Genomic DNA, 19,244 nt, shown 5'->3' with positions numbered 1-19,244 from the left:
CGGACGGGAGGAGGTGGCCCGGTGAGCATTCCCGAGCCTTTGGACGATCCCTGGACCGACATCGGTCCCGGCGACCGTCTTCCTGTGTCCCGTCAGCGCCGCGGGGAGGGCAAGGGCCGGGAGGAGCAGCACGAGCGCGGCCGGGACAGCGGCTGGGACAGCGGCCCGTCCGGCTTCGAGAGGGTGCCCCCGCAGGACCTCGACGCCGAGCAGTCCGTCCTGGGCGGCATGCTGCTGTCCAAGGACGCGATCGCCGATGTCGTGGAGATCCTCAAGGGCCATGACTTCTACCGTCCCGCCCATGAGACCGTCTACACGGCGATCCTCGACCTCTACGCCAAGGGCGAGCCGGCGGACCCCATCACGGTCGCGGCCGAGCTGGTCAAGCGCGGTGAGATCACCAAGGTGGGCGGGGCTCCCTATCTCCACACCCTGGTCCAGTCGGTCCCGACCGCGGCCAACGCTTCGTACTACGCGGAGATCGTCCACGAACGCGCGGTCCTCCGCCGCCTCGTCGAGGCCGGTACGAAGATCACGCAGATGGGATACGCGGCCGACGGGGACGTCGACGAGATCGTGAACTCGGCGCAGGCCGAGATCTACGCCGTGACCGAGCAGCGCACCAGCGAGGACTACCTGCCGCTGGGCGACATCATGGAGGGCGCGCTCGACGAGATCGAGGCGATCGGTTCCCGCAGCGGGGAGATGACCGGTGTGCCCACCGGGTTCACCGACCTCGACTCCCTGACGAACGGTCTGCACCCCGGCCAGATGATCGTCATCGCGGCCCGCCCCGCCATGGGCAAGTCGACGCTGGCGCTCGACTTCGCCCGCGCGTGTTCGATCAAGAGCAACCTGCCGAGTGTGATCTTCTCCCTCGAGATGGGCCGCAACGAGATCGCGATGCGCCTGTTGTCCGCCGAGGCGAGGGTGGCCCTGCACCACATGCGGTCCGGCACGATGACCGACGAGGACTGGACGCGGCTGGCCCGGCGGATGCCGGACGTCTCGGCCGCTCCGCTGTACATCGACGACTCGCCGAACCTCTCCATGATGGAGATCCGCGCGAAGTGCCGCCGGCTCAAGCAGCGCAACGACCTCAAACTGGTGGTCATCGACTACCTGCAGCTGATGCAGTCCGGTGGCGCGAAGCGGGCCGAGAGCCGGCAGCAGGAGGTCTCGGACATGTCCCGGAACCTCAAACTGCTCGCCAAGGAACTGGAGATCCCCGTCATCGCGCTCTCGCAGCTGAACCGTGGCCCCGAACAGCGCACGGACAAGAAGCCGATGGTCTCCGACCTCCGCGAGTCCGGATCCATCGAGCAGGACGCGGACATGGTGATCCTGCTGCACCGTGAGGACGCCTACGAGAAGGAGTCACCGCGAGCGGGCGAGGCGGACCTGATCGTGGCCAAGCACCGTAACGGTCCGACGGCGACGATCACCGTGGCCTTCCAGGGGCACTACTCGCGCTTCGTGGACATGGCGCAGACCTGATCCCGTCCGGTCGCGGGGCCCCGGGCCGTGTGCCGGTTTCTCCTGGTCCGGGGCCGGGTCCGTGCCGGATCCGACCCCGGGCCAGGAGACGTGCGGGCGGCGGGTGCGGGGTCCTCGTGTGCCGCGCGCCTTCCGGGAGGGCCCGGCGAAGCGCTGCGGGGGGTTCGGCCCGCCGTTCCGTGAGACGGCCCGCTGCTCCGTGCGACCGCTCGCGGTTCCGTGCAACGGCCTGCTGCTCCACGCGCCCGCCCGCCGCTCTGTGCGACCCGGCCGGGAAGGGCTCAGACGACCAGGACCCGGCGCCCGCGCGTGTGACCGGCACGGCTGCCGGTAGGGGCCGCCGGGGCCTCGGCCAGTCCGTACGCCTTATCGACCGGGATGTGGAGCCGGCCCCGCGAGATCAGGTCGACGGCCTCGGCGAGCGCCGCCGACACGCTTCCCGCCACGCCGGAGAACCGGGCACCGAAGTCCGGCGCACCGAGATCGGCGAGGGAGACGACCCTCTCCGGACTCCTGGTCAGCTCGACCAGCTCGCGGATCACCCCCGAGCCGGCCAGGTCGAGAGCCGCGTCGACGTCGCCGAGCCGCCGGACCCGCTCGACCCAGCCCTCGCCGTACGTGGTGGCGATGGCGCCGAGGCCGCGCAGATACTCCTGGTTCGCGGCACCGGCCGTACCGATCACCGTGATGCCGCGGTCCCGGGCGATCTGCAGCACCGCTGATCCGACTCCCCCGGACGCGCCGCTGACGAGGAGCGTCTGCCCGGGCCGCACACCGACCTCGCGGATGACGCCCAGCGCGGTCTCCACCACGGAGGGGTACCCGGCCGCCTCCTCGAACGTCAGCCCCTCGGGCATCCGGGCCCATGCCGTCAGCACGGCGAAATCGGCGTAGGTGCTGGAGCCCTCACCGAACCCCCGGCCGCCGGCCTCGACCCCCACGACCCCCTCGCCGACCTCGTCCACCACCCCGGCGGCGTCGAGTCCGACCCGGAGGGCAACTCGACCGGACGGCCCCCAGGACCTGGCCCTCACGGATCCTCCAGACGACGGGATTCACACCCGCCGCCCGTACGGCGATGCGTATCCGGCCGGGGCCCGCGTGGGGCTCCTCGGCGTCGGCCAGCCGCAGAACGTGCAGTCGGCCGAACTCACGCGGTGGGCATCCGTGATGTGGCTGCCGAGGCCGACGCGGCCGTCACCACGCTCTTCTCCCACTTCGCCTCGAAAGAGGCCCTGGTTTTCGAGCAGGGCGAGGACTTCGAGCAGCGCCTCACGGCTGCGGTCACCGGCCGGGCGGCGCACGAGCCACTCATCCCCGCGCTGCGCCGGGAGACCCTGGCCCTGGTGCGGCACTGCACCGCGGACAGCGCCGCCCCGGTCCGGCACATGATCGACACCCCCGCCGCCCTGCGGAAATACGACGAGTCGCTCCGCCTGCGCCATGCGGACGCCCTGGCCACGGCCATCACCGCCGATTCCGGCCCGGCCCTGAGCGAAACCGCCGCCCGCACCATCGCGAGGTTCGTGATCGACGCCTACTCGCCGGCCCGCGAAGCGGCCGGCCCGCAGGCGGCCCTGGACGAGATCTTCCGGATGATCGAGGCGGCGTGGCAGGTCGCCTGCCCGTCCGCGAGCGTTCCTCACGGTCCCGACGAGCCGGGCCGCAGATGTGAACGGCCGTCCCTCACCGCGGTGAGGGACGGCCGGTACAGGGAGGGACAGGATCCCGAGCGGTCACGCCGGCCGCGAAACGGCTCGCCCTGAGGCTGTGCCCAGGAGTAGGTGTTGACCATGACCTCACCCGTATCCGAAACACTGCTCCCCGGCACCCGGCGGGCCCTGCTGCACCGTGTCGCCACCGCTCAGACCGAAGGACGCGCCCCTTCGGTCGTCGCCGCGGTACAGCGGGGCGGCCAGATCGCCTGGAGCGGCGCGCGTAGTTGCGTGGAGGGCCACGCGCCTGACGAAGACACCCAGTTCAGGATCGGCTCCCTCACCAAGACGTTCACCGCCGTCCTGGTGCTGCGTCTTCGTGACGAGGGACTGCTCGGTCTGGACGACCCGCTGGAGAAGCACCTTCCGGGGACCGGTGTCGGGGAGGTGACCGTCTTTCAGCTGCTGGGCCACAGCGGGGGCCTGGCCGCGGAGACGCCCGCGCCCTGGTGGGAGAGGACGCCCGGCAGCACCCGGCCGGAGCTCGCGGACGTGCTCGGCGGACAGCCGCTGGTACATCCGGCGGGCCGTCGCCACCACTACTCCAACCCCGGTTACACCCTGCTCGGGTCGCTCGTCGAGAAGCTGCGGGCCGATACCTGGTCCGAGGTGCTGCGGCGCGAGATCCTCGAACCGCTCGGCATGGACCGCACCACGGCACAGCCCCGGGCTCCGCACGCCGGAGGCTGGGCGGTCCACCCATGGGCCGACGTCATGCTCCCCGAGCCGGCCGAGGACCTGGGGCTGATGGCGCCGGCGGGCCAGCTCTGGTCGACGACCGCCGACCTTCTCCGCTTCGCGCTCTTCCTGGCGAAGGGCGACGACCGTGTGCTCAGTGCGTCGTCGGTGGAGGAGATGCGCGCTCCCGCGGCGCCTTCGGAGGCAGACGACTGGTCCGGGAACTACGGCCTGGGGCTGCAGACCGTACGCCGTGGGAACCGCACACTGCTGGGTCACACCGGATCGCTGCCCGGCTTCCTGGCCGCGCTGTGGTTCAGCGTCGAGGACGATGTCGCCGCCGTGGTTCTGGCCAACGCCACATCCGGTCCGATGATCGGGGAGGTGGCCGCGGATCTCGTACGGATCGTCGCGGATGCGGAGCCGAGGATCCCCGAGCCGTGGCGCCCGCTGCCGGAGGTGGACGAGGAACTGCTGGCGCTGACCGGCCTCTGGTACTGGGGCGCCCGGCCCCAGACGCTCGTCCTGACCGCGGACCGGGGCGTGGAGCTCCGGCCGCTGAGCGGGCCGGGCAGGGGCGCCCGGTTCCGGGCGTGCCCGGACGGCACCTGGACCGGACTGAACGGCTACTACGCGGGGGAGACGCTCCGGGTCGTACGTTCCGCGGACGGAACCCCGACCCATCTGGACCTGGGATCCTTCGTCTTCACGCGGGAGCCCTACGATCCCGCCTCCGCCGTGCCCGGGGGCGTGGACGAGGGAGGCTGGCGCGGGCTTCCGGAGTGAATCCCCACCCGAGGCCCGTGGGCATCCGTGGGCCTCGTGGTTCCGCTGCACGGCGCGGTTTCACGTGAAACCGGTCCGCGGCCACAAGCGGTAGGGCAGGTATGGCCTCGGGTACGGAGCGGCTCCGGCGGGACGTGCCGGCTCCGTCGGCCGGCGTTCGCCCGGTGCCGTGCTGTCCGTTCCCGGTGCCGTGCTGTCCGCTTCCGGCGCGGTGCTGTCCGTCCCCGGCGTCGGAGGGGGTGCCGTGTTCCTCCGCGGCACAGGGCCGCGTGGAGCGGCTGCGCAGCGGGTCAGAGGGCCAGCTTGAACCCCACATGGCTGGGGGTGAAGCCGAGCCTCTCGTAGAAGCGGTGGGCGTCGGTCCGGGTGGCGTCGGATGTCAGCTGGACCAGTCGGCACCCCTGGCGGCGGGACTCGTCGACCGCCCACTGGATCAGCTGCGTACCGAGGCCGCTCCCACGCTCGTCGGCGTGGATGCGCACACCCTCGATGATCGACCGGACGGTGCCCCGCCGTGAGAGCCCGGGTACGACGGTCAGTTGCAGCGTCCCGACGACCTTCGCGTCACGGACCGCCACGACAAGGTGCTGGTTCGGATCGTCCGCCAGGCGCCGGAAGGCGGCCCGGTAGGGCGCGAGGTCGTCCGGCGACTCCCGCTCCGCTCCGAGCGGGTCGTCGGCCAGCAGGGCCACGACGGCCGGGAGGTCTGTTATGGCGGCGGGGCGTACGTCGAGATCACTCATGATCGGCAGACTACGCAACGGTCCGGCTCAGGCCGGAACGTTGAGCGCTTCCACCGTCCTGACCAGAGGGGCGAGTTCAGGGTTCTCGGCTGCCTCGTCGAGTGCGGCGCGCAGAGCGCGGTCGTTGGTCGGCCGCGCCTCGCCCAGCAGGGCGAGACCTGCTTCCGTGACGTCGGTGTAGATGCCCCGGCGGTCGGTGTCGCACAGATAGCGGGTCAGCAGGCCGCGGTCCTCGAGCCGGGTGACCAGCCGGGTGGTGGCGCTCTGGCTCAGGACGACGGCGTCCGCGACCTGCTTCATCTGCAGATGGCCGCCGGTCCCGCTGTGCTGGCGGCTCAGGACGTCGAGCAGGGAGTACTCGCGCACGCTGAGGCCGTGCCCCGCCTGCAGGGCCCGTTCGAGATGGGTCTCGATCTTTCCGTGGAGCAGGGAGAGGGCGCACCAGCTCTGGGCGAGAGCGGTGAGTGCCGGATCTGTCGCTGTCATGTCTCTCTCCTCGGTGCGGAGCTGCTGCACCCAGGATAGGGCACCTGCGCAATAGCCAGCGCTTGCAATTAACCGGCGTGAGAAATTATTGTGGACGCACGTAAGAAGCAGGCGCAATCATCATCGGAAGTGAAGCCATGCCACTCGCGCTCCTCGCCCTGGCCATCGGGGCTTTCGGAATCGGGACGACCGAGTTCGTCATCATGGGACTGCTGCCCGAGGTCGCCGCGGACTTCCAGGTCCCGATCCCGACCGCCGGTCTTCTGGTCACCGGTTACGCCCTCGGAGTCGTTCTCGGTGCGCCGCTGATGACCGTCCTGGGGACCAGGACCACCCGCAAGCGCATGCTGATGGTGTTGATGGGCCTCTTCGTCATCGGCAACCTGGTTTCCGCGCTCGCGCCGGTCTTCGGTGTGATGCTGGCCGGCCGGGTCATCGCCTCGCTCGCGCACGGCGCGTTCTTCGGTATCGGCTCGGTGGTGGCGGCCGGGCTGGTCGCTCCGGAGAAGAAGGCCGGAGCCATCGCCATGATGTTCACCGGTCTCACCGTCGCCAATGTCGTCGGTGTCCCTCTGGGCACCTTGACCGGTCAGAGCGCCGGATGGAGGACGACGTTCCTGGCTGTCGCCGCGCTCGGGGTCATCGGCCTGTTCGGTGTGGCCAGGCTTCTCCCCGAGCAGCCGAAGCCCCAGGGCGTACGCGTCCGGGCGGAGCTGGCCGCTTTCCGTGATGCGCAGGTGCTGCTGGCCATGGCGATGACCGTGCTGGGATTCGGCGGAGTCTTCGCTGCGGTCACCTACATCACGCCGATGATGACGGAGGTCGCCGGCTACGCCCCGTCCTCCGTCACCTGGCTGCTGGTTCTCCTCGGCCTCGGGATGGTCGGAGGTAACCTGGTCGGCGGCCGGTTCGCCGACCGCCGCCTGATGCCGATGCTGTACGTCTCGCTCGGCGGACTCTCCCTGGTCCTGGCCCTCTTCACGCTGACGGCTCACAACAGGATCACCGCCGCCGTCACCATCGTCCTCATCGGAGGCCTGGGCTTCGCGACCGTGCCACCGCTCCAGAAGCGGGTGCTCGACCACGCGGCGGGCGCGCCGACGCTGGCCTCGGCCGTCAACGTCGGTGCCTTCAACCTGGGCAACGCCCTGTCGGCGTGGCTGGGCGGCCTGGTCATCTCGGCCGGTCTCGGTTACACCGCGCCGAACTGGGTGGGTGCCGCCCTGGCCGCGGCGGCGCTGCTTCTGGCCCTTCTCGCCGGAGCGCTCGAACGCCGTACGGAACAGGCCGGCCGGCCTGCCGCGGCGCACGGCCCCGAGCCGGTTCCCGCCACCGTGGGGCAGGGCTGAGCCCACACCTGTCGGGTCGGATCCGCCCCGCGGCCCGAACACGGAGAACCGGACCGGGTCCGGGCTCCGGGCGAGAGCCGCGGTGACGGCCGGGGTGAGCAGCCCCACGGTGATGCCCGGTCGGCTCTACGAGACGGGGCCCGGGCGGCGAGGGCGCTTCGGCGTGCGGGACGCGCGGGTGGTTTCACGTGAAACACGGTGGCGGGAGCGGTGTGGCCGAGGTCATCTGCCACCGGAAGGGTCCGCGGCTGCCCACACCGGAGGACCCCGGAACGCCCCGCCCCGGCCCGTGTCTCCGGACCAGGTGCGCGGCAGAGGATCAGCCCAGGTCGGGGGCGTGCATCGCCCGTACTCCCTCGATGTTCCCGTCCAGATAGTGCCGCAGCGACAGCGGCACCAGATGGACCGCCGCGATGCCCACCCGGCTGAAGGGGACGCGGACGATCTCGTACTCACCGCAGGGCGCGTCGATCTCCGGCCCGTGCCGGCGCGCGGGGTCCATCGACGCCAGCCGGCAGACGAAGAAGTGCTGGACCTTCACCCCCTTGATGCCGCCGTCCTCGGTGTGCTCCACCGTGTCGACGAAGCAGGGCACCACATCGGTGATCTTGGCGCCCAGCTCCTCGTCCAGTTCACGGTGCAACGCGTCGATGACGGTGGCGTCCTCCGGTTCGACGCCGCCACCGGGTGTGACCCAGTACGGGTCGACGCCGGGTTTGGTGCGCTTGATCAGGACGAGGTCGTCGCCGTCGAGCAGGACGGCACGTGCGGTGCGCTTGACCACCGGGCGTTCGGTCATGGCAAGAGCGTGGCCCATGAAACCCGTTCTGAAACTCCGGCCGGTGCGCGGGTCACCGGCCACCGGTGGCGCGCACCGGACGTCCACGGACCGCGAGGCCCGGCAGCAGAGGCACGGCCCCGGCCCCGGTGGCGGGCGGGCGCGCCCGCCACCGGGGCCGGGGCCCGGTGAGACCACCGGCCCGCTCCGTCCCGCAGGGGCCGCGAGACCCGTCGTGCGGTCAGCCGGCAGTGGCCCGGTCCAGCGCCTTCATGACGTCGGCCAGCAGATCCTCCGGGTCCTCGGCGCCCACCGAGAAGCGGATGAAGCCCTCCGGGACGGCGTCCCCACCCCAGCGCGCCCGGCGCTCCGCGGTCGAACGCACACTCCCGAAGCTGGTCGCGTCGTCGACCAGCTCCAGCGCCTCCAGGAAGCGCTCGGCGGTCTCCTTGCCGTCCAGTACGAAGGAGACCACGGACCCGAAGCGCCGCATCTGCCGCACCGCGACCGGGTGGGAAGGGTCGTCGGGCAGCCCGGGGTACCGCAGGCCGGTCACGTCCGCACGCCCCGCCAGGGCCTCGGCCAGCGCGAGCGCCGTGGCGCACTGCCGGTCGACCCGCAGCTGCAGGGTGGCCAGTGAACGGTGGGCGAGCCAGGCCTCCATGGGGCCGGGGATCGCGCCGACGACCTTCCGCCACCGCCGGACGCCGGCCGCCAGCTGAGGGTCCCCGCACGTCACATGGCCGAGGAGGATGTCCCCGTGGCCGGTCATGGCCTTGGTGTCGCTCGCCACCGAGAAATCGGCGCCCAGTTCCAGGGGGCGCTGGCCGAGAGGGGTGGCCAGGGTGTTGTCGACGGCGACCAGGGTTCCCGCCCCATGGGCCGCGTCGACCAGGCGGCGCACGTCGCAGACGTCGAGCCCGGGGTTCGAAGGAGTCTCCAGCCACAGCAGCTTCGCCCCGTCGAGGGCCCGCAGCTGGGCGTCGCCGCCGGTGGGGGCCGTACGCACATGGACGCCGTACGCCTCCAGCTGCTCCCGGACCAGCGGGAGCGCCTGGTATCCGTCGTCGGGCAGGACCACGACGTCACCCGCGCGTGACCGGGAGAGCAGGACCGCGGAGACGGCCGCCATCCCGGAGGCGAAGACCGTCGTCTCCACCTGTCGGCCCGGCGCCTCCAGCTCGGAGATCGCCCGCTCCAGGTGGGTCCACGTCGGGTTGGTGTCCCTGCCGTAGGTGTACGGGCCGACGGGCTTTCCGGACAGGTGGAAGTGCGCGGCGAAGACCGGTCCGGGCAGCGTCGGTTCGTACTGTTCCGGCGCGGGCAGTCCCGCTCGTACCGCCCGGGTCCCGTCGTTCGTGGTGCTCATCTCTCTGTCCCTCGTCTCTCTGCCGGTTCCGCGCCTGTCCGCTCGGTACTGTGCCGGGCGCCTGTCAGTCCTCGTCGGGCAGCACGACGTTGAGCGCCCAGGAGACCACCGAGATGATCAGCCCGCCCAGGACGGCGGTCCAGAAGCCCTCGACATGGAAGCTCACATCGAGGACGTCCGCCAGCCATGAGGTCAGCAGCAGCATCAGGGCGTTGACCACGAGGGTGATCAGCCCGAGGGTCAGGATGAACAGCGGGAAGGTCAGGAGCTTGACCACGGGCTTCACAAGGAAGTTGACCAGGCCGAACAGGAGCGCCACCACGATCAGGGTCAGGACCTTGCGGCCGGTGTCGTCACCGGTCAGCGTGATGTCCTGGAGCAGCCAGATGGCCACGGCCAGCGCACCCGCGTTGGCGATCGTCTTGACTACGAAATTCTTCATGTGTCTGATCGTGGCAGAGATGACCGGTGGCGGACAGGCCGGCCGGGACGGGTACGGGCACGAGGAGCGGGTGGGCGATGAAGGCATTCAGACTGGACGAGCTGGAGGCGGAACGTGCCGCCAACGACGGCGCCTACCTGCAGTTCGTCCGGGAGCGCAACATGTCCGTGGGCCTGTACGCGCTGGACGCGGGCGCCCTCGATCCGCAGCAGCCGCACGGGCAGGACGAGGTCTACTTCGTCGTCAGCGGGCGGGCCTCGATCACGGTCGGTTCCGAGACCACCCAGGTCGCCAGGGGCAGTGTGGTCTACGTTCCCGCGGGCACGGCCCACAAGTTCCACCACATCACCGAGGACCTCCGGGTGATGGTGGTCTTCTCGCCGCCCGAGGGCTGACCGGGCGGACCGGCCGGCCGGGCGGGCCCCGGGAGGCTTCGGTGGGCCCGGCCGCCCCTCCCGGGGTTTCCGGAAGGCCCGGCCGGAACCCCGGGACCGCCGGCCGCGCCCCTGGGGTTCCCTAAGGGTTCGCTCAGGGGTCTTCAAGGGCTCCCACCCCTCCGCCGGGGCGCCCCGCGCCTCTAGCATCGGAGCAGGTACTCACAGAGACGAGGTAGGGACGATGGCGGTGCGGGAGATTTTCGCGGGTATGCCCTGGTGGGTGAAGTGGGTCGCGGTGCCTCTCATCGCGATCGTCGTGTTCGGCGGCCTGATCGCCAGCATCGTCGGGTTCGTCGTCGGGCTGTTGTTCAAGGTCCTGGTCTTCGTGGTCCTGGTCGGCGGCCTGATCTTCGTGGTGCGCAAGTTCCTGGCGTCGTCCTCCCGGAGCGACTGGTAGGACGACCGTGCATGCGGCGGCCCCTGACGGCGGGTGACGAGAGCACGGGCCGCTGATACGCCGATTAGGCCAGCTGAGCTAAGAACGGCACGAAACCGCACCGGTGACGCAACGTGCCGTTACAGTGACGTACCGCTGCCGCCAGCTGGGAAATGACTGACCGTCACCATCCTGCCCAGTGGTTTTGTGTGACCGCCCGGTCTGACGGACCCCAGGCTGCGGCAGGCCCGTGGGGGCGGCCCCCGCGGGAGGGCTGTAAGCCCGTCACCATGCCTGGGGGTGACCCGTGACCACGGCATCGAGTACTGCTGTCCCGACACTGATCGGTTCGGTACAGCGGGCGTTGAGACTGATGGAGGCCGTGGGTGCCCATCGGGAAGGAGCTCCCGCCAAACAGCTCGCGAGGGAGGCGGGGCTCCCCCTTCCCACCGCCTACCACCTTCTGCGCACCCTGACCCATGAGGGGTATCTCCGCCGGGAGAACGGGGTGTTCCTGTTCGGTGCCGCTGCCGAGAAGCTCACCGGCGGTCATGTGCCGGCCGCCCGGCCCGGAGTCATCGCCGACTCGCTCGCGCGCTGGGCGGACCACATCGGGGCCCCCGTGTACTGCGCGCTCTACCGGGACGGTGAGATCGAACTGGTGGCGGTGGCCGACAACCCGGCCACCCCGGCCGTGCGCGAGTGGGCGTCCTTCCGTGAGACGGGCCATGCCCATGCGCTCGGCCAGTGTCTGCTGGTGCAGCTCGACGAGCGGGCGCGTGAGGACCATCTCGACCGTTACCCGGTGCGACCGCTGACGCGGTACTCCGTACGGGACCGTGAGGCGTTTCTCGACCGTCTGCGTTCGATGAAACGTACGGAACCCGTCATCGAGCGGCAGGAGTACGCGCTGGGAACGGTCTGCGCGGCCATTCCCATCACGGTCGGGCCCGCGGTGGCCGCGATGGCTGTTTCCCTCCCCCTGGAGGAAGAGGAACGACTGCACGCTGCTATCGAACAACTACGCTGTGAAGTGACGACGTTCTTGCGCTCGTTCGTGTTCTCTATCAGTATCTGAAAAATCACTCCTTGTGATCTGCTATCGCGTGCACCACGATGGCGTCAATAGGGCCATGGTGGATCATTCCTGGCCAGTTTCATCTACTGCGGGGTTGAACGATGCGCGAGTCGGTTCAAGCAGAGGTCATGATGAGCTTCCTCGTATCGGAGGAGCTCTCGTTCCGTATTCCGGTGGAGCTCCGGTACGAGGTCAGTGATCCGTACGCGATCCGGATGACCTTCCATCTGCCCGGGGACGCCCCCGTCACCTGGGCGTTCGGCCGGGAGCTGCTGCTGGACGGGCTCAACAGCCCGAGCGGCGACGGTGATGTGCACATTGCCCCGACCGAACCCGAGGGCCTTTCGGATGTGCACATCCGGCTCCAGGTCGGGGCCGACCGGGCACTTTTCAGGGCGGGCACCGCACCACTCGTGGCCTTCCTCGACCGGACGGACAAGTTGGTACCACTCGGACAGGAGCACACGCTGGGTGACTTCGACGGCAGCCTGGAGGAGGCTCTGGGCCGCATCCTCGCCAAGGAGCAGAACGCGGGCTGAGCACACGGAGCGCCCGGGCGCCCGTGTGCTCACGCCTTGCGGCGCCGTCCCCTCCCGGTCCGCGCGGGCGCCGGAGCTCCGGCTGCGGTGCCGGGCTCCGTGCGGTCCGCGGACACCACCAGAGCCGCGAGCACCGTCGTCACCGGTACCGAGGCGACCAGCCCGATCGAGCCGACCAGCGTCCGGACGATCTCCTCGGCGACGAGTTCGCTGGTGGCCACCGCTCCGACACTGCTCTGCGCGATGGTGAACAGCAGCAGCAGGGGCAGCGCGGCGCCCGCGTACGCCAGGACGAGGGTGTTGACCACCGACGCGATGTGGTCACGGCCGATCCTGATGCCCGCGCGGTAGAGCCGCCGCACGCCCATGGCGGGGTCCGCCTGGTGCAGCTCCCAGACCGCCGACGTCTGGGTGACGGTCACGTCGTCGAGCACACCGAGCGAACCGATGATGACACCGGCCAGCAGCAGGCCGCTCATGTCGATGTCCGGGTACAGCCCGTGGATCAGGCCGGTGTTGTCGTCGGTGTTGCCGGTCAGGCTGGCCCAGCCGATGAAGAGGGAGCCCAGGAGGCCGATCAGCACCAGGGAGATCAGCGTGCCGAGGACGGCGACGGAGGTCCGTGCCGTCAGCCCGTGGCAGGTGTAGAGCGCGATCAGCATGATCGCGCTCGCCCCGATGACGGCGACGACCAGCGGGTTCGACCCCTGCAGGATCGCCGGCAGGATGAACAGCGTCAGCACGGCGAACGAGACGGCGAGCGCGACCAGTGCCATCAGGCCGCGCAGCCTGCCCACGGCGACCACCGCCAGGGCGAAGAGCCCGGCCAGCAGAGCCATCGGGAACGACCGGTCCACATCCGTCACGGAGTACTGCAGATCCCGGGGGGCATCCGGGGCGTACGCGACGACCACGCCCTGGCCCTGGCTCAACTGCCGTGCGGCGTCCGGCTGGACGATCTCGACGAACGTGCGTCCCGCGTCCTTGCCGCTCGTCACCTCGATCGTGGCCTTCTTGCACTCCCCGGTCTGCTCGTTCACCGCCTCGCGGCCCGAGGGCGTGGAGGTGTCGCCGGTCGGCGGCACCTGACCGGCGTTCACATCGGCGCAGTCGACCCGGTCGACCCGCACCACGCGCCCGTCCTCGGTCTGCCGGTCGAAACCGACCCCCGTCCGTTCGTGTGCCGGGGACCCGCCGGGCCAGAAGGCCGCGAGCCCGACGAGGACGGCGGTGGCGAACGGGATCAGCACGGCCGCGATGACCTTGCGCAGGTGCTGGGACACCGGCGCGGCCGGTCCGTGACTGTGGGTGTGGGCGTGCGCATGACTCTGCGTACTGCCCGATTCGGGGCGGGGGGGCTCGGGTGTGTTGTGTGGGGGCGTCACCCCGCGATCATCCCAAGAAGAAGCGGGGCCCCCTGGCCAGCACACCGGGGGGACGGCTAGCGTGGAGCCGCATTTGTACACGCGGGAGCTCGGAGCACCGGGCTGAGAGGGCGCTGACCTCCGTGGATCCGTCACGGGACATGCTGCGCCGACCGCCGAACCTGTTACCGGGTAATGCCGGCGTAGGGAGTAGGTCTCATGACCACAGCGGACGCACGCACGCCTGCCTCCGGACGGAACGAGCGGAACGCGCGGAACGCGCCTGACGCATCGGACCGCGAGGCCGGGAAGTCCATCGGCTGGCACAAGGGGTACGTCCGGGGCTCACGCCCGGACATCCTGGTGCCGGTCCGTCAGGTGCACCTCACCACCGGCCGGGACGTGGCGCTGTACGACACGTCGGGGCCGTACACCGATCCTTCCGTGGAAACCGATGTGCGCCGGGGGCTCGCGCCCCTGCGGGAGAACTGGATCACCGCCCGCGGCGACACCGAGGAGTACCCGGGCCGTCCCGGGCGGCCCGAGGACGACGGGCTCAAGCACACCGCGCCCAGGGGCGGTCTGCGCAATCTGGACGCGGTCTTCCCCGGCCGCCCCCGGCAGCCCCGGCGCAGCCGCGACGGCCGGCCGGTCACCCAGCTCGCGTACGCCCGCCGGGGGGAGATCACCCCGGAGATGGAGTACGTAGCGATCCGGGAGAACGTCCTGCCCGAGGTCGTGCGCGAGGAGATCGCGGCGGGCCGGGCGGTGCTGCCGGCCAATGTGAACCACCCGGAGACCGAGCCGATGATCATCGGCAAGCGGTTCCTGGTGAAGGTCAACGCCAACATCGGCAACTCCGCGGTCACCTCGTCCATCGAGGAGGAGGTGGACAAGATGACCTGGGCCACCCGGTGGGGCGCCGACACGGTCATGGACCTGTCCACCGGGCGCAACATCCACACCACCCGGGAGTGGGTACTGCGCAACTCCCCCGTCCCGATCGGGACCGTGCCGCTCTACCAGGCACTGGAGAAGGTGGACGGCCGGGCCGAGGAACTGACCTGGGAGATCTACAAGGACACCGTGATCGAGCAGGCCGAGCAGGGCGTCGACTACATGACGGTGCACGCCGGTGTGCGCCTGCCGTACGTCCCGCTCACCGCCCGCCGCAAGACGGGCATCGTCTCCCGCGGCGGCTCGATCATGGCGGCCTGGTGCCTCGCGCACCACAAGGAGTCCTTCCTGTACGAGCACTTCGAGGAGCTCTGCGAGATCCTCGCGGCGTACGACGTGACGTACTCCCTCGGCGACGGGCTGCGTCCCGGGTCCATCGCCGACGCCAACGACGAGGCGCAGTTCGCGGAACTGCGGACGCTGGGCGAACTCAACTCCGTGGCGAAGGGGTTCGGGGTGCAGACGATGATCGAGGGCCCGGGGCACGTCCCCATGCACAAGATCAAGGAGAACATCGACCTCCAGCAGGAGATCTGCGAGGAGGCGCCGTTCTACACCCTCGGCCCGCTGACGACCGACGTGGCGCCCGGCTACGACCACATCACCTCGGGCATCGGAGCGGCGATGATCGCGTGGTGGGGTACGGCGATGCTCTGCTACGTCACGCCCAAGGAGCACCTGGGGCTGCCGAACCGGGACGACGTGAAGACCGGCGTCATCACCTACAGGATCGCGGCCCACGCGGCGGATCTCGCCAAGGGCCACCCCGGGGCGCAGGAATGGGACGACGCGCTGTCGGACGCCCGTTTCGAGTTCCGCTGGGAGGACCAGTTCAACCTGGCGCTCGACCCGGACACGGCGAGGGAGTTCCACGACGAGACGCTCCCGGCCGAGCCCGCCAAGACCGCGCACTTCTGCTCGATGTGCGGCCCCAAGTTCTGCTCGATGAAGATCAGCCGGAGCATCAACGAGAAGTACGGCGACGGTGCCGCGCCGCCCGAGTACGACGAGGTGGCGGTCGCCGGCATGAAGGCCAAGTCCGAGGAGTTCGCGGTCCGGGGCAACCGGGTCTACCTGCCGCTGGCGGACTGAGGGCTCATGCGCCGCCGCTCCCCGGGACCCGTGTCCGGGGAGCGGCGCCGTGCCCGCTCACTCCGGCAGGCGCTCCGGGCCGCCGAAGTCCGGCCCGGTGAAGTCGGGGCTGGTGAAGGTGGGCCGGGGGCCGGCCGAGGGGCCGCCTTGGGGGCCGGAGAACTCCGGCCTGCTGTAGCCGACCTTCGGGAGCCGGTGCGGCGAGGGGTGCGGGGCCCGCGCGGCGGGGCCCGCGGTCGGGTCCGCGAGGGCGTCCCGCAGGAACGGCAGGATGCCGCGCTCCAGCAGGGCGTGGCGCCAGGCCTCCCGGGCGCGTGCCACGTCCTCGGGCAGCCCGGCCTCCTCGTCCGGCGCGGGCAGTGCGGTGGCGCCGTTGCGCAGCGCGGTGACGAGGAGGCCGGCGGCCGCGACGAGCATCGCCGCCGCGGCCGCCGCGGCGAAGAACCAGCCCGCGGTGACCATGGTGCCGGCGAAGGCCAGGGTGGGGCTGACGGCCTTCAGCACATAGCCGACGAGGAGGAAGATCAGGGCGGCCGTGCCCGCGAGCACGGGGGCCAGCGCGGTGATCACCGCCAGCGTCCCGGCGCCGGTCCGGTCGCCCTCGCCGGCCGACCCCAGGACCAGATCGGCCTCGGAGAGCCCGCTGGGGCTGCGCAGTTCTCCGCGGACCCTCACATAGTGCTCGTACTCGGGGCCCGCCGCGTCGGTGATCGCCGGTGTGGCCGCCAGCGCCATCGTCCGCAGCTGTTCGGTGTTGAGGTGTTCCCCGATCCCGGCGAGGTCCGGGCGTTCATGGGCATGACGCAGTGCGTCGGCGAGGATCCGCTCGTATTCGGGCCGGTCCTCGGACAGCAGGTGCGGAGCGCTTGCCATGTGCATCCCCCGATGCTCCGTAGGGCGCCTGATCGACCGGGCTGCCGGGCATTCGGGCGGAACGGAGGAGAGCCTGCTACTGATACGCCGATGGTAGGGCGCCTACGGCAAGGGGCGACAGGGGCTTTCCGGAAATCGGCCCGGAAGCCGGCGGGGCCGGGTCGTGATCTCTCTTCCCCGTCAGCCGTCAGTCATGCAGGGGGAGTCGGACGACCAGTAGCTTTCCGGCCATCGTGACTCCGCCGTCCATGGCGATGGCGAGGCCGTCGGCGTAGACGTGCGGGCCGTCCACCACCGGGCGTGAGCTGTCCTCGCCGTCCTCCGACCCGACCTCGCCGAGCAGATAGGGAATCGGGCTGTGACCATGGACGACCCGCCGGCCGCCGTAGGCCGCCATCAGGTCGCGTACGGCCTGCGCACCGCCCTCGTCCCGGAAGGCGAACCGCTTGGTGAGCTTGCGGAACAGGTCCCAGCACTCGTCGGCGTCATGGCGCGTGAGAATGGCGTGCACCGTGTCGTTGACGTCCTCGACGGTGGAGCCGTAGTCGAGGTAGGCGGTCGTGTCGGAGTGCATCAGCAGATGCCCGTCCTCCTCGACGACCGCGTCGAGCCGGGACATCCACTGGAGGTGGACCTCCTGGAGCCGGTCCATGTCGGACTTCTGGCCGCCGTTGAGCAGCCAGGCCGCCTGGAAGGTGGCGGTGCCCGCCCCGGAGTTCACCGGGGTGTCGCCGAAGCGCTTGGCGCCGATGAGGAGGAGCTCGTGGTTCCCCATCAGGGCCTTGCAGTAGCCACCGGCCGCCGCGGCCTCCGCGGACAGCCGCATGACGAGGTCGATGACCCCGATGCCGTCCGGGCCGCGGTCGGTGAAGTCACCGAGGAACCACAGCCGGGTGTTGCCGGCGGCCCAGTGCCCGTCGGCGTCGACGAGGCCCTGCTCGCGCAGTGCGGCGAGCAGCTCGTCGAGGTACCCGTGGACGTCACCGACGACGTACAGCGGTCCGCGGGCCGGGGCGGGCTGCGACGGCTGCGGCTCGGGCACGACCCGGTCCCGGCCGGCGTCACCGCGGCTGATCACCGGCAGGTCGCGGGCGGTGGGGGTGTACCCCTCCGGAGGCTCCTCGCCCAGAGGGGCGCTGCCGGGATGCCCGGGGGACGGGGGCAGCGGTGTCTGCGCGTAGGGCGGCACGCGGAAGTCGCGCAACGTCGCTGTACGCACCACGGGTTCCTGACCGGCCCCCTGAGTCATCGACCCCTCCACCACCGTCGCGCCGCCGTACACCTGACGGGCCCTGCCTGGTAGAGGTGGTCCGCGGTGTCGTGCGCCCATCATAGGAATGCGGATCGTGCTGTGTGACGCACCAGGGGTGGTGAATCCGGACGTACTCGTGGTTCACCGGGTGATTCGCACCGAATGCCCCGGTCAGTCCCCGGCGGGGGAGCGTGGTGCGCTGACCGTCGTGCGGGGCGGCCGTCGCTGCGAGGACGTCCGGACGATGAGTTCCGTCGGTATCACCTGCTCGACCGGCCCGTCGTGTTCCACGCCCTCGATGGCGTCGATGAGGAGCTGGACGACCGCGGTGCCGATCCTGCGCGGTTTGAGCGAGAGCGTCGTGATCGGCGGTTCGGTCGCCGCGTACACCGTCGACTCGCTGCAGCAGACCAGCAGCAGGTCCTCGGGGACGCGCAGGCCGTACCGGCGGGCCGCGGCCAGCAGGTCGGTCCCGTTGGGGTCGAAGAGGCCGTAGACGGCGTCGGGCCGGTCGGGCCGGGCCAGCAGCCGGTCGGCGGCGACGGCCCCCGCGCAGGGGTCGTGGGCCGGGTAGGACTCGTAGACCGGGTCCTGTCCGACCCGCTCGCACCAGTGGAGGTAGGCGCTCGTGGACAGATGGGTGTAGGTGTCGGTGGTGGTGCCGGTCAGCAGGCCGATCCGGCGCGCCCCCGCCGCCGCGAGGTGGTCCAGGAGGTCGAGCACGGCCGCCCGGTGGTCGTTGTCCACCCAGGCGGTGACGGGCAGGGTCCCGGCGGGCCGGCCGTCGGAGACGACCGGGAGGCCTTGGCGGACCAGTTCGGCGACCACGGGGTCCTGGTCGGACGGGTCGATGACCACGGTGCCGTCGAGGGCCACGTTCGCCCAGACGTCGTGGCGTGAGGTGGCGGGGAGGATGACGAGGGCGTACCCCCGGGCGAGCGCCGCCGACGTGGCGGCCCTGGCCATCTCCGCGAAGTAGGCGAACTCCGTGAAGGTGAAAGGTTCATCCCCGTATGTGGTCACCGTCAGACCGATGAGACCCGATCTGCCCGTGCGGAGGGTGCGGGCCGCGGCGGACGGGCGGTAACCCAGTCTTTCGGCGACCTCGCGTACGTGGCGGCGGGTGGCGTCCGGCAGCCTGCCCTTGCCGTTGAGGGCGTCGGAGACGGTCGTGATGGAGACCCCGGCCGCCGCGGCGACATCCCGGATGCCCGCCCGTGCCTGCCGGCCGCTCTGCCGGGGCGTCTCTGTCCGGCTCACCTGGTGCTTCCCTGCTGCTGTCATGGCGAGCCGATAGTAGAGCTCGGGAGACGGGTCGAGGCGATCGCATATGCGCGCGTTGACAGTCACGTTTCTGCAAGTTTTAGAAGCGTTAAATGCCTTGGAAGGCAAGGACATTGACCATAATTGGGTCAGAGTCCCATGTGCTGGTG

At 70.7% G+C, this 19,244-nt stretch carries 17 protein-coding genes and 2 pseudogenes; 9 read left to right on the top strand and 10 right to left on the bottom strand.

Annotated elements, in window-relative coordinates:
• Positions 1-39: 39 nt before the first annotated feature.
• Entirely contained in the window at positions 40-1,497 is a 1,458-nt protein-coding gene (dnaB, locus tag CP967_RS16795) for a replicative DNA helicase (RefSeq protein WP_190175119.1), read from the top strand.
• 281 nt (positions 1,498-1,778) lie between these two features.
• Here dnaB and CP967_RS16790 read toward each other — a convergent pair.
• Positions 1,779-2,637 (bottom strand): annotated as a pseudogene (locus tag CP967_RS16790) (NADP-dependent oxidoreductase).
• A gap of 14 nt (positions 2,638-2,651) precedes the next feature.
• On the opposite strand from CP967_RS16790, the pseudogene CP967_RS16785 reads away from it, so the two are divergent.
• Both CP967_RS16785 and CP967_RS16780 read left to right on the top strand, forming a co-directional pair.
• Positions 2,652-3,263: pseudogene (locus CP967_RS16785) on the top strand (TetR family transcriptional regulator); the annotation flags it as partial.
• Positions 3,264-3,290: 27 nt separating this feature from the next.
• Positions 3,291-4,676 carry a serine hydrolase domain-containing protein gene (locus CP967_RS16780; protein WP_150488748.1) on the top strand — a complete coding sequence of 462 codons (1,386 nt, stop codon included), beginning with the start codon at positions 3,291-3,293 and terminating at the stop codon, positions 4,674-4,676.
• 290 nt (positions 4,677-4,966) lie between these two features.
• Here CP967_RS16780 and CP967_RS16775 read toward each other — a convergent pair whose 3' ends face one another.
• Both CP967_RS16775 and CP967_RS16770 read right to left on the bottom strand, forming a co-directional pair.
• Positions 4,967-5,419, bottom strand: coding sequence for a GNAT family N-acetyltransferase (locus CP967_RS16775; protein ID WP_150488747.1), 453 nt, complete (start codon positions 5,417-5,419; stop codon positions 4,967-4,969).
• A 27-nt stretch (positions 5,420-5,446) separates the two neighbouring features.
• Positions 5,447-5,905 carry a MarR family winged helix-turn-helix transcriptional regulator gene (locus CP967_RS16770; RefSeq protein ID WP_150488746.1) on the bottom strand — a complete coding sequence of 153 codons (459 nt, stop codon included), beginning with the start codon at positions 5,903-5,905 and terminating at the stop codon, positions 5,447-5,449.
• Positions 5,906-6,042: 137 nt separating this feature from the next.
• Between CP967_RS16770 and CP967_RS16765 the strand changes: the two genes are divergently transcribed.
• Positions 6,043-7,254 carry an MFS transporter gene (locus tag CP967_RS16765; protein ID WP_150488745.1) on the top strand — a complete coding sequence of 404 codons (1,212 nt, stop codon included), beginning with the start codon at positions 6,043-6,045 and terminating at the stop codon, positions 7,252-7,254.
• 319 nt (positions 7,255-7,573) lie between these two features.
• Here the strand turns inward: CP967_RS16765 and CP967_RS16760 are convergent, their stop codons facing one another.
• The 3 genes from CP967_RS16760 to CP967_RS16750 form a co-directional block, all read right to left on the bottom strand.
• Complete coding sequence (locus CP967_RS16760) at positions 7,574-8,053, bottom strand: NUDIX hydrolase (RefSeq protein ID WP_150488744.1); 480 nt, start codon at positions 8,051-8,053, stop codon at positions 7,574-7,576.
• A gap of 220 nt (positions 8,054-8,273) precedes the next feature.
• Complete coding sequence (locus CP967_RS16755; protein ID WP_150488743.1) at positions 8,274-9,401, bottom strand: cystathionine gamma-lyase; 1,128 nt, start codon at positions 9,399-9,401, stop codon at positions 8,274-8,276.
• Positions 9,402-9,465: 64 nt separating this feature from the next.
• Positions 9,466-9,843, bottom strand: a complete 378-nt coding sequence (locus tag CP967_RS16750) for a phage holin family protein (protein WP_150488742.1) — start codon at positions 9,841-9,843, stop codon at positions 9,466-9,468.
• A 77-nt stretch (positions 9,844-9,920) separates the two neighbouring features.
• On the opposite strand from CP967_RS16750, the gene CP967_RS16745 reads away from it, so the two are divergent.
• From CP967_RS16745 to CP967_RS16730, 4 genes are all read left to right on the top strand, one after another.
• Positions 9,921-10,238 carry a cupin domain-containing protein gene (locus CP967_RS16745; RefSeq protein ID WP_150488741.1) on the top strand — a complete coding sequence of 106 codons (318 nt, stop codon included), beginning with the start codon at positions 9,921-9,923 and terminating at the stop codon, positions 10,236-10,238.
• Between the two features lie 229 nt (positions 10,239-10,467).
• Entirely contained in the window at positions 10,468-10,677 is a 210-nt protein-coding gene (locus CP967_RS16740) for a DUF5326 family protein (RefSeq protein WP_150491892.1), read from the top strand.
• A gap of 286 nt (positions 10,678-10,963) precedes the next feature.
• Entirely contained in the window at positions 10,964-11,734 is a 771-nt protein-coding gene (locus CP967_RS16735) for an IclR family transcriptional regulator (RefSeq protein ID WP_280116536.1), read from the top strand.
• Positions 11,735-11,835: 101 nt separating this feature from the next.
• Positions 11,836-12,273, top strand: coding sequence for an SsgA family sporulation/cell division regulator (locus tag CP967_RS16730; RefSeq protein ID WP_019992482.1), 438 nt, complete (start codon positions 11,836-11,838; stop codon positions 12,271-12,273).
• A gap of 29 nt (positions 12,274-12,302) precedes the next feature.
• Here the strand turns inward: CP967_RS16730 and CP967_RS16725 are convergent, their stop codons facing one another.
• The gene (locus CP967_RS16725) at positions 12,303-13,658 is read right to left on the bottom strand and encodes a YibE/F family protein (protein ID WP_150488740.1); all 1,356 of its coding nucleotides are present in this window, start codon (positions 13,656-13,658) and stop codon (positions 12,303-12,305) included.
• A gap of 198 nt (positions 13,659-13,856) precedes the next feature.
• Here CP967_RS16725 and thiC point away from each other — a divergent pair, with 198 nt between their 5' ends.
• Complete coding sequence (thiC, locus tag CP967_RS16720) at positions 13,857-15,686, top strand: phosphomethylpyrimidine synthase ThiC (protein WP_150488739.1); 1,830 nt, start codon at positions 13,857-13,859, stop codon at positions 15,684-15,686.
• Positions 15,687-15,743: 57 nt separating this feature from the next.
• On the opposite strand, the gene CP967_RS16715 is transcribed toward thiC, so the two are convergent.
• The 3 genes from CP967_RS16715 to CP967_RS16705 all read right to left on the bottom strand — a co-directional run bounded on the left by CP967_RS16715 (position 15,744) and on the right by CP967_RS16705 (position 19,095).
• Positions 15,744-16,565: a hypothetical protein gene (locus tag CP967_RS16715; RefSeq protein WP_150488738.1), complete on the bottom strand. Its 822-nt coding sequence runs from the start codon at positions 16,563-16,565 to the stop codon at positions 15,744-15,746.
• 181 nt (positions 16,566-16,746) lie between these two features.
• Complete coding sequence (locus tag CP967_RS16710) at positions 16,747-17,808, bottom strand: metallophosphoesterase (RefSeq protein WP_150488737.1); 1,062 nt, start codon at positions 17,806-17,808, stop codon at positions 16,747-16,749.
• 174 nt (positions 17,809-17,982) lie between these two features.
• On the bottom strand, positions 17,983-19,095 hold the full coding sequence (locus CP967_RS16705) for a LacI family DNA-binding transcriptional regulator (RefSeq protein ID WP_150488736.1): 1,113 nt from the start codon (positions 19,093-19,095) through the stop codon (positions 17,983-17,985).
• Positions 19,096-19,244: the final 149 nt, after the last annotated feature.

The sequence above is a fragment of the Streptomyces nitrosporeus genome, from assembly GCF_008704555.1.
Classification (GTDB): Bacteria; Actinomycetota; Actinomycetes; order Streptomycetales; family Streptomycetaceae; genus Streptomyces; species Streptomyces nitrosporeus.
This window is presented reverse-complemented; position numbering and strand designations above follow the sequence as displayed.

Bases quoted from the DNA above. Each gene is read 5' to 3' on its own strand.
- CP967_RS16780 (WP_150488748.1), top strand. From the start codon at position 3,291: ATGACCTCACCCGTATCCGAAACACTGCTCCCCGGCACCCGGCGGGCC.
- CP967_RS16775 (WP_150488747.1), bottom strand. From the start codon at position 5,419: ATGAGTGATCTCGACGTACGCCCCGCCGCCATAACAGACCTCCCGGCC.
- CP967_RS16770 (WP_150488746.1), bottom strand. From the start codon at position 5,905: ATGACAGCGACAGATCCGGCACTCACCGCTCTCGCCCAGAGCTGGTGC.
- CP967_RS16765 (WP_150488745.1), top strand. From the start codon at position 6,043: ATGCCACTCGCGCTCCTCGCCCTGGCCATCGGGGCTTTCGGAATCGGG.
- CP967_RS16760 (WP_150488744.1), bottom strand. From the start codon at position 8,053: ATGACCGAACGCCCGGTGGTCAAGCGCACCGCACGTGCCGTCCTGCTC.
- CP967_RS16755 (WP_150488743.1), bottom strand. From the start codon at position 9,401: ATGAGCACCACGAACGACGGGACCCGGGCGGTACGAGCGGGACTGCCC.
- CP967_RS16750 (WP_150488742.1), bottom strand. From the start codon at position 9,843: ATGAAGAATTTCGTAGTCAAGACGATCGCCAACGCGGGTGCGCTGGCC.
- CP967_RS16745 (WP_150488741.1), top strand. From the start codon at position 9,921: ATGAAGGCATTCAGACTGGACGAGCTGGAGGCGGAACGTGCCGCCAAC.
- CP967_RS16730 (WP_019992482.1), top strand. From the start codon at position 11,836: ATGCGCGAGTCGGTTCAAGCAGAGGTCATGATGAGCTTCCTCGTATCG.
- thiC (WP_150488739.1), top strand. From the start codon at position 13,857: ATGACCACAGCGGACGCACGCACGCCTGCCTCCGGACGGAACGAGCGG.
- CP967_RS16715 (WP_150488738.1), bottom strand. From the start codon at position 16,565: ATGCACATGGCAAGCGCTCCGCACCTGCTGTCCGAGGACCGGCCCGAA.
- CP967_RS16710 (WP_150488737.1), bottom strand. From the start codon at position 17,808: ATGACTCAGGGGGCCGGTCAGGAACCCGTGGTGCGTACAGCGACGTTG.
- CP967_RS16705 (WP_150488736.1), bottom strand. From the start codon at position 19,095: ATGACAGCAGCAGGGAAGCACCAGGTGAGCCGGACAGAGACGCCCCGG.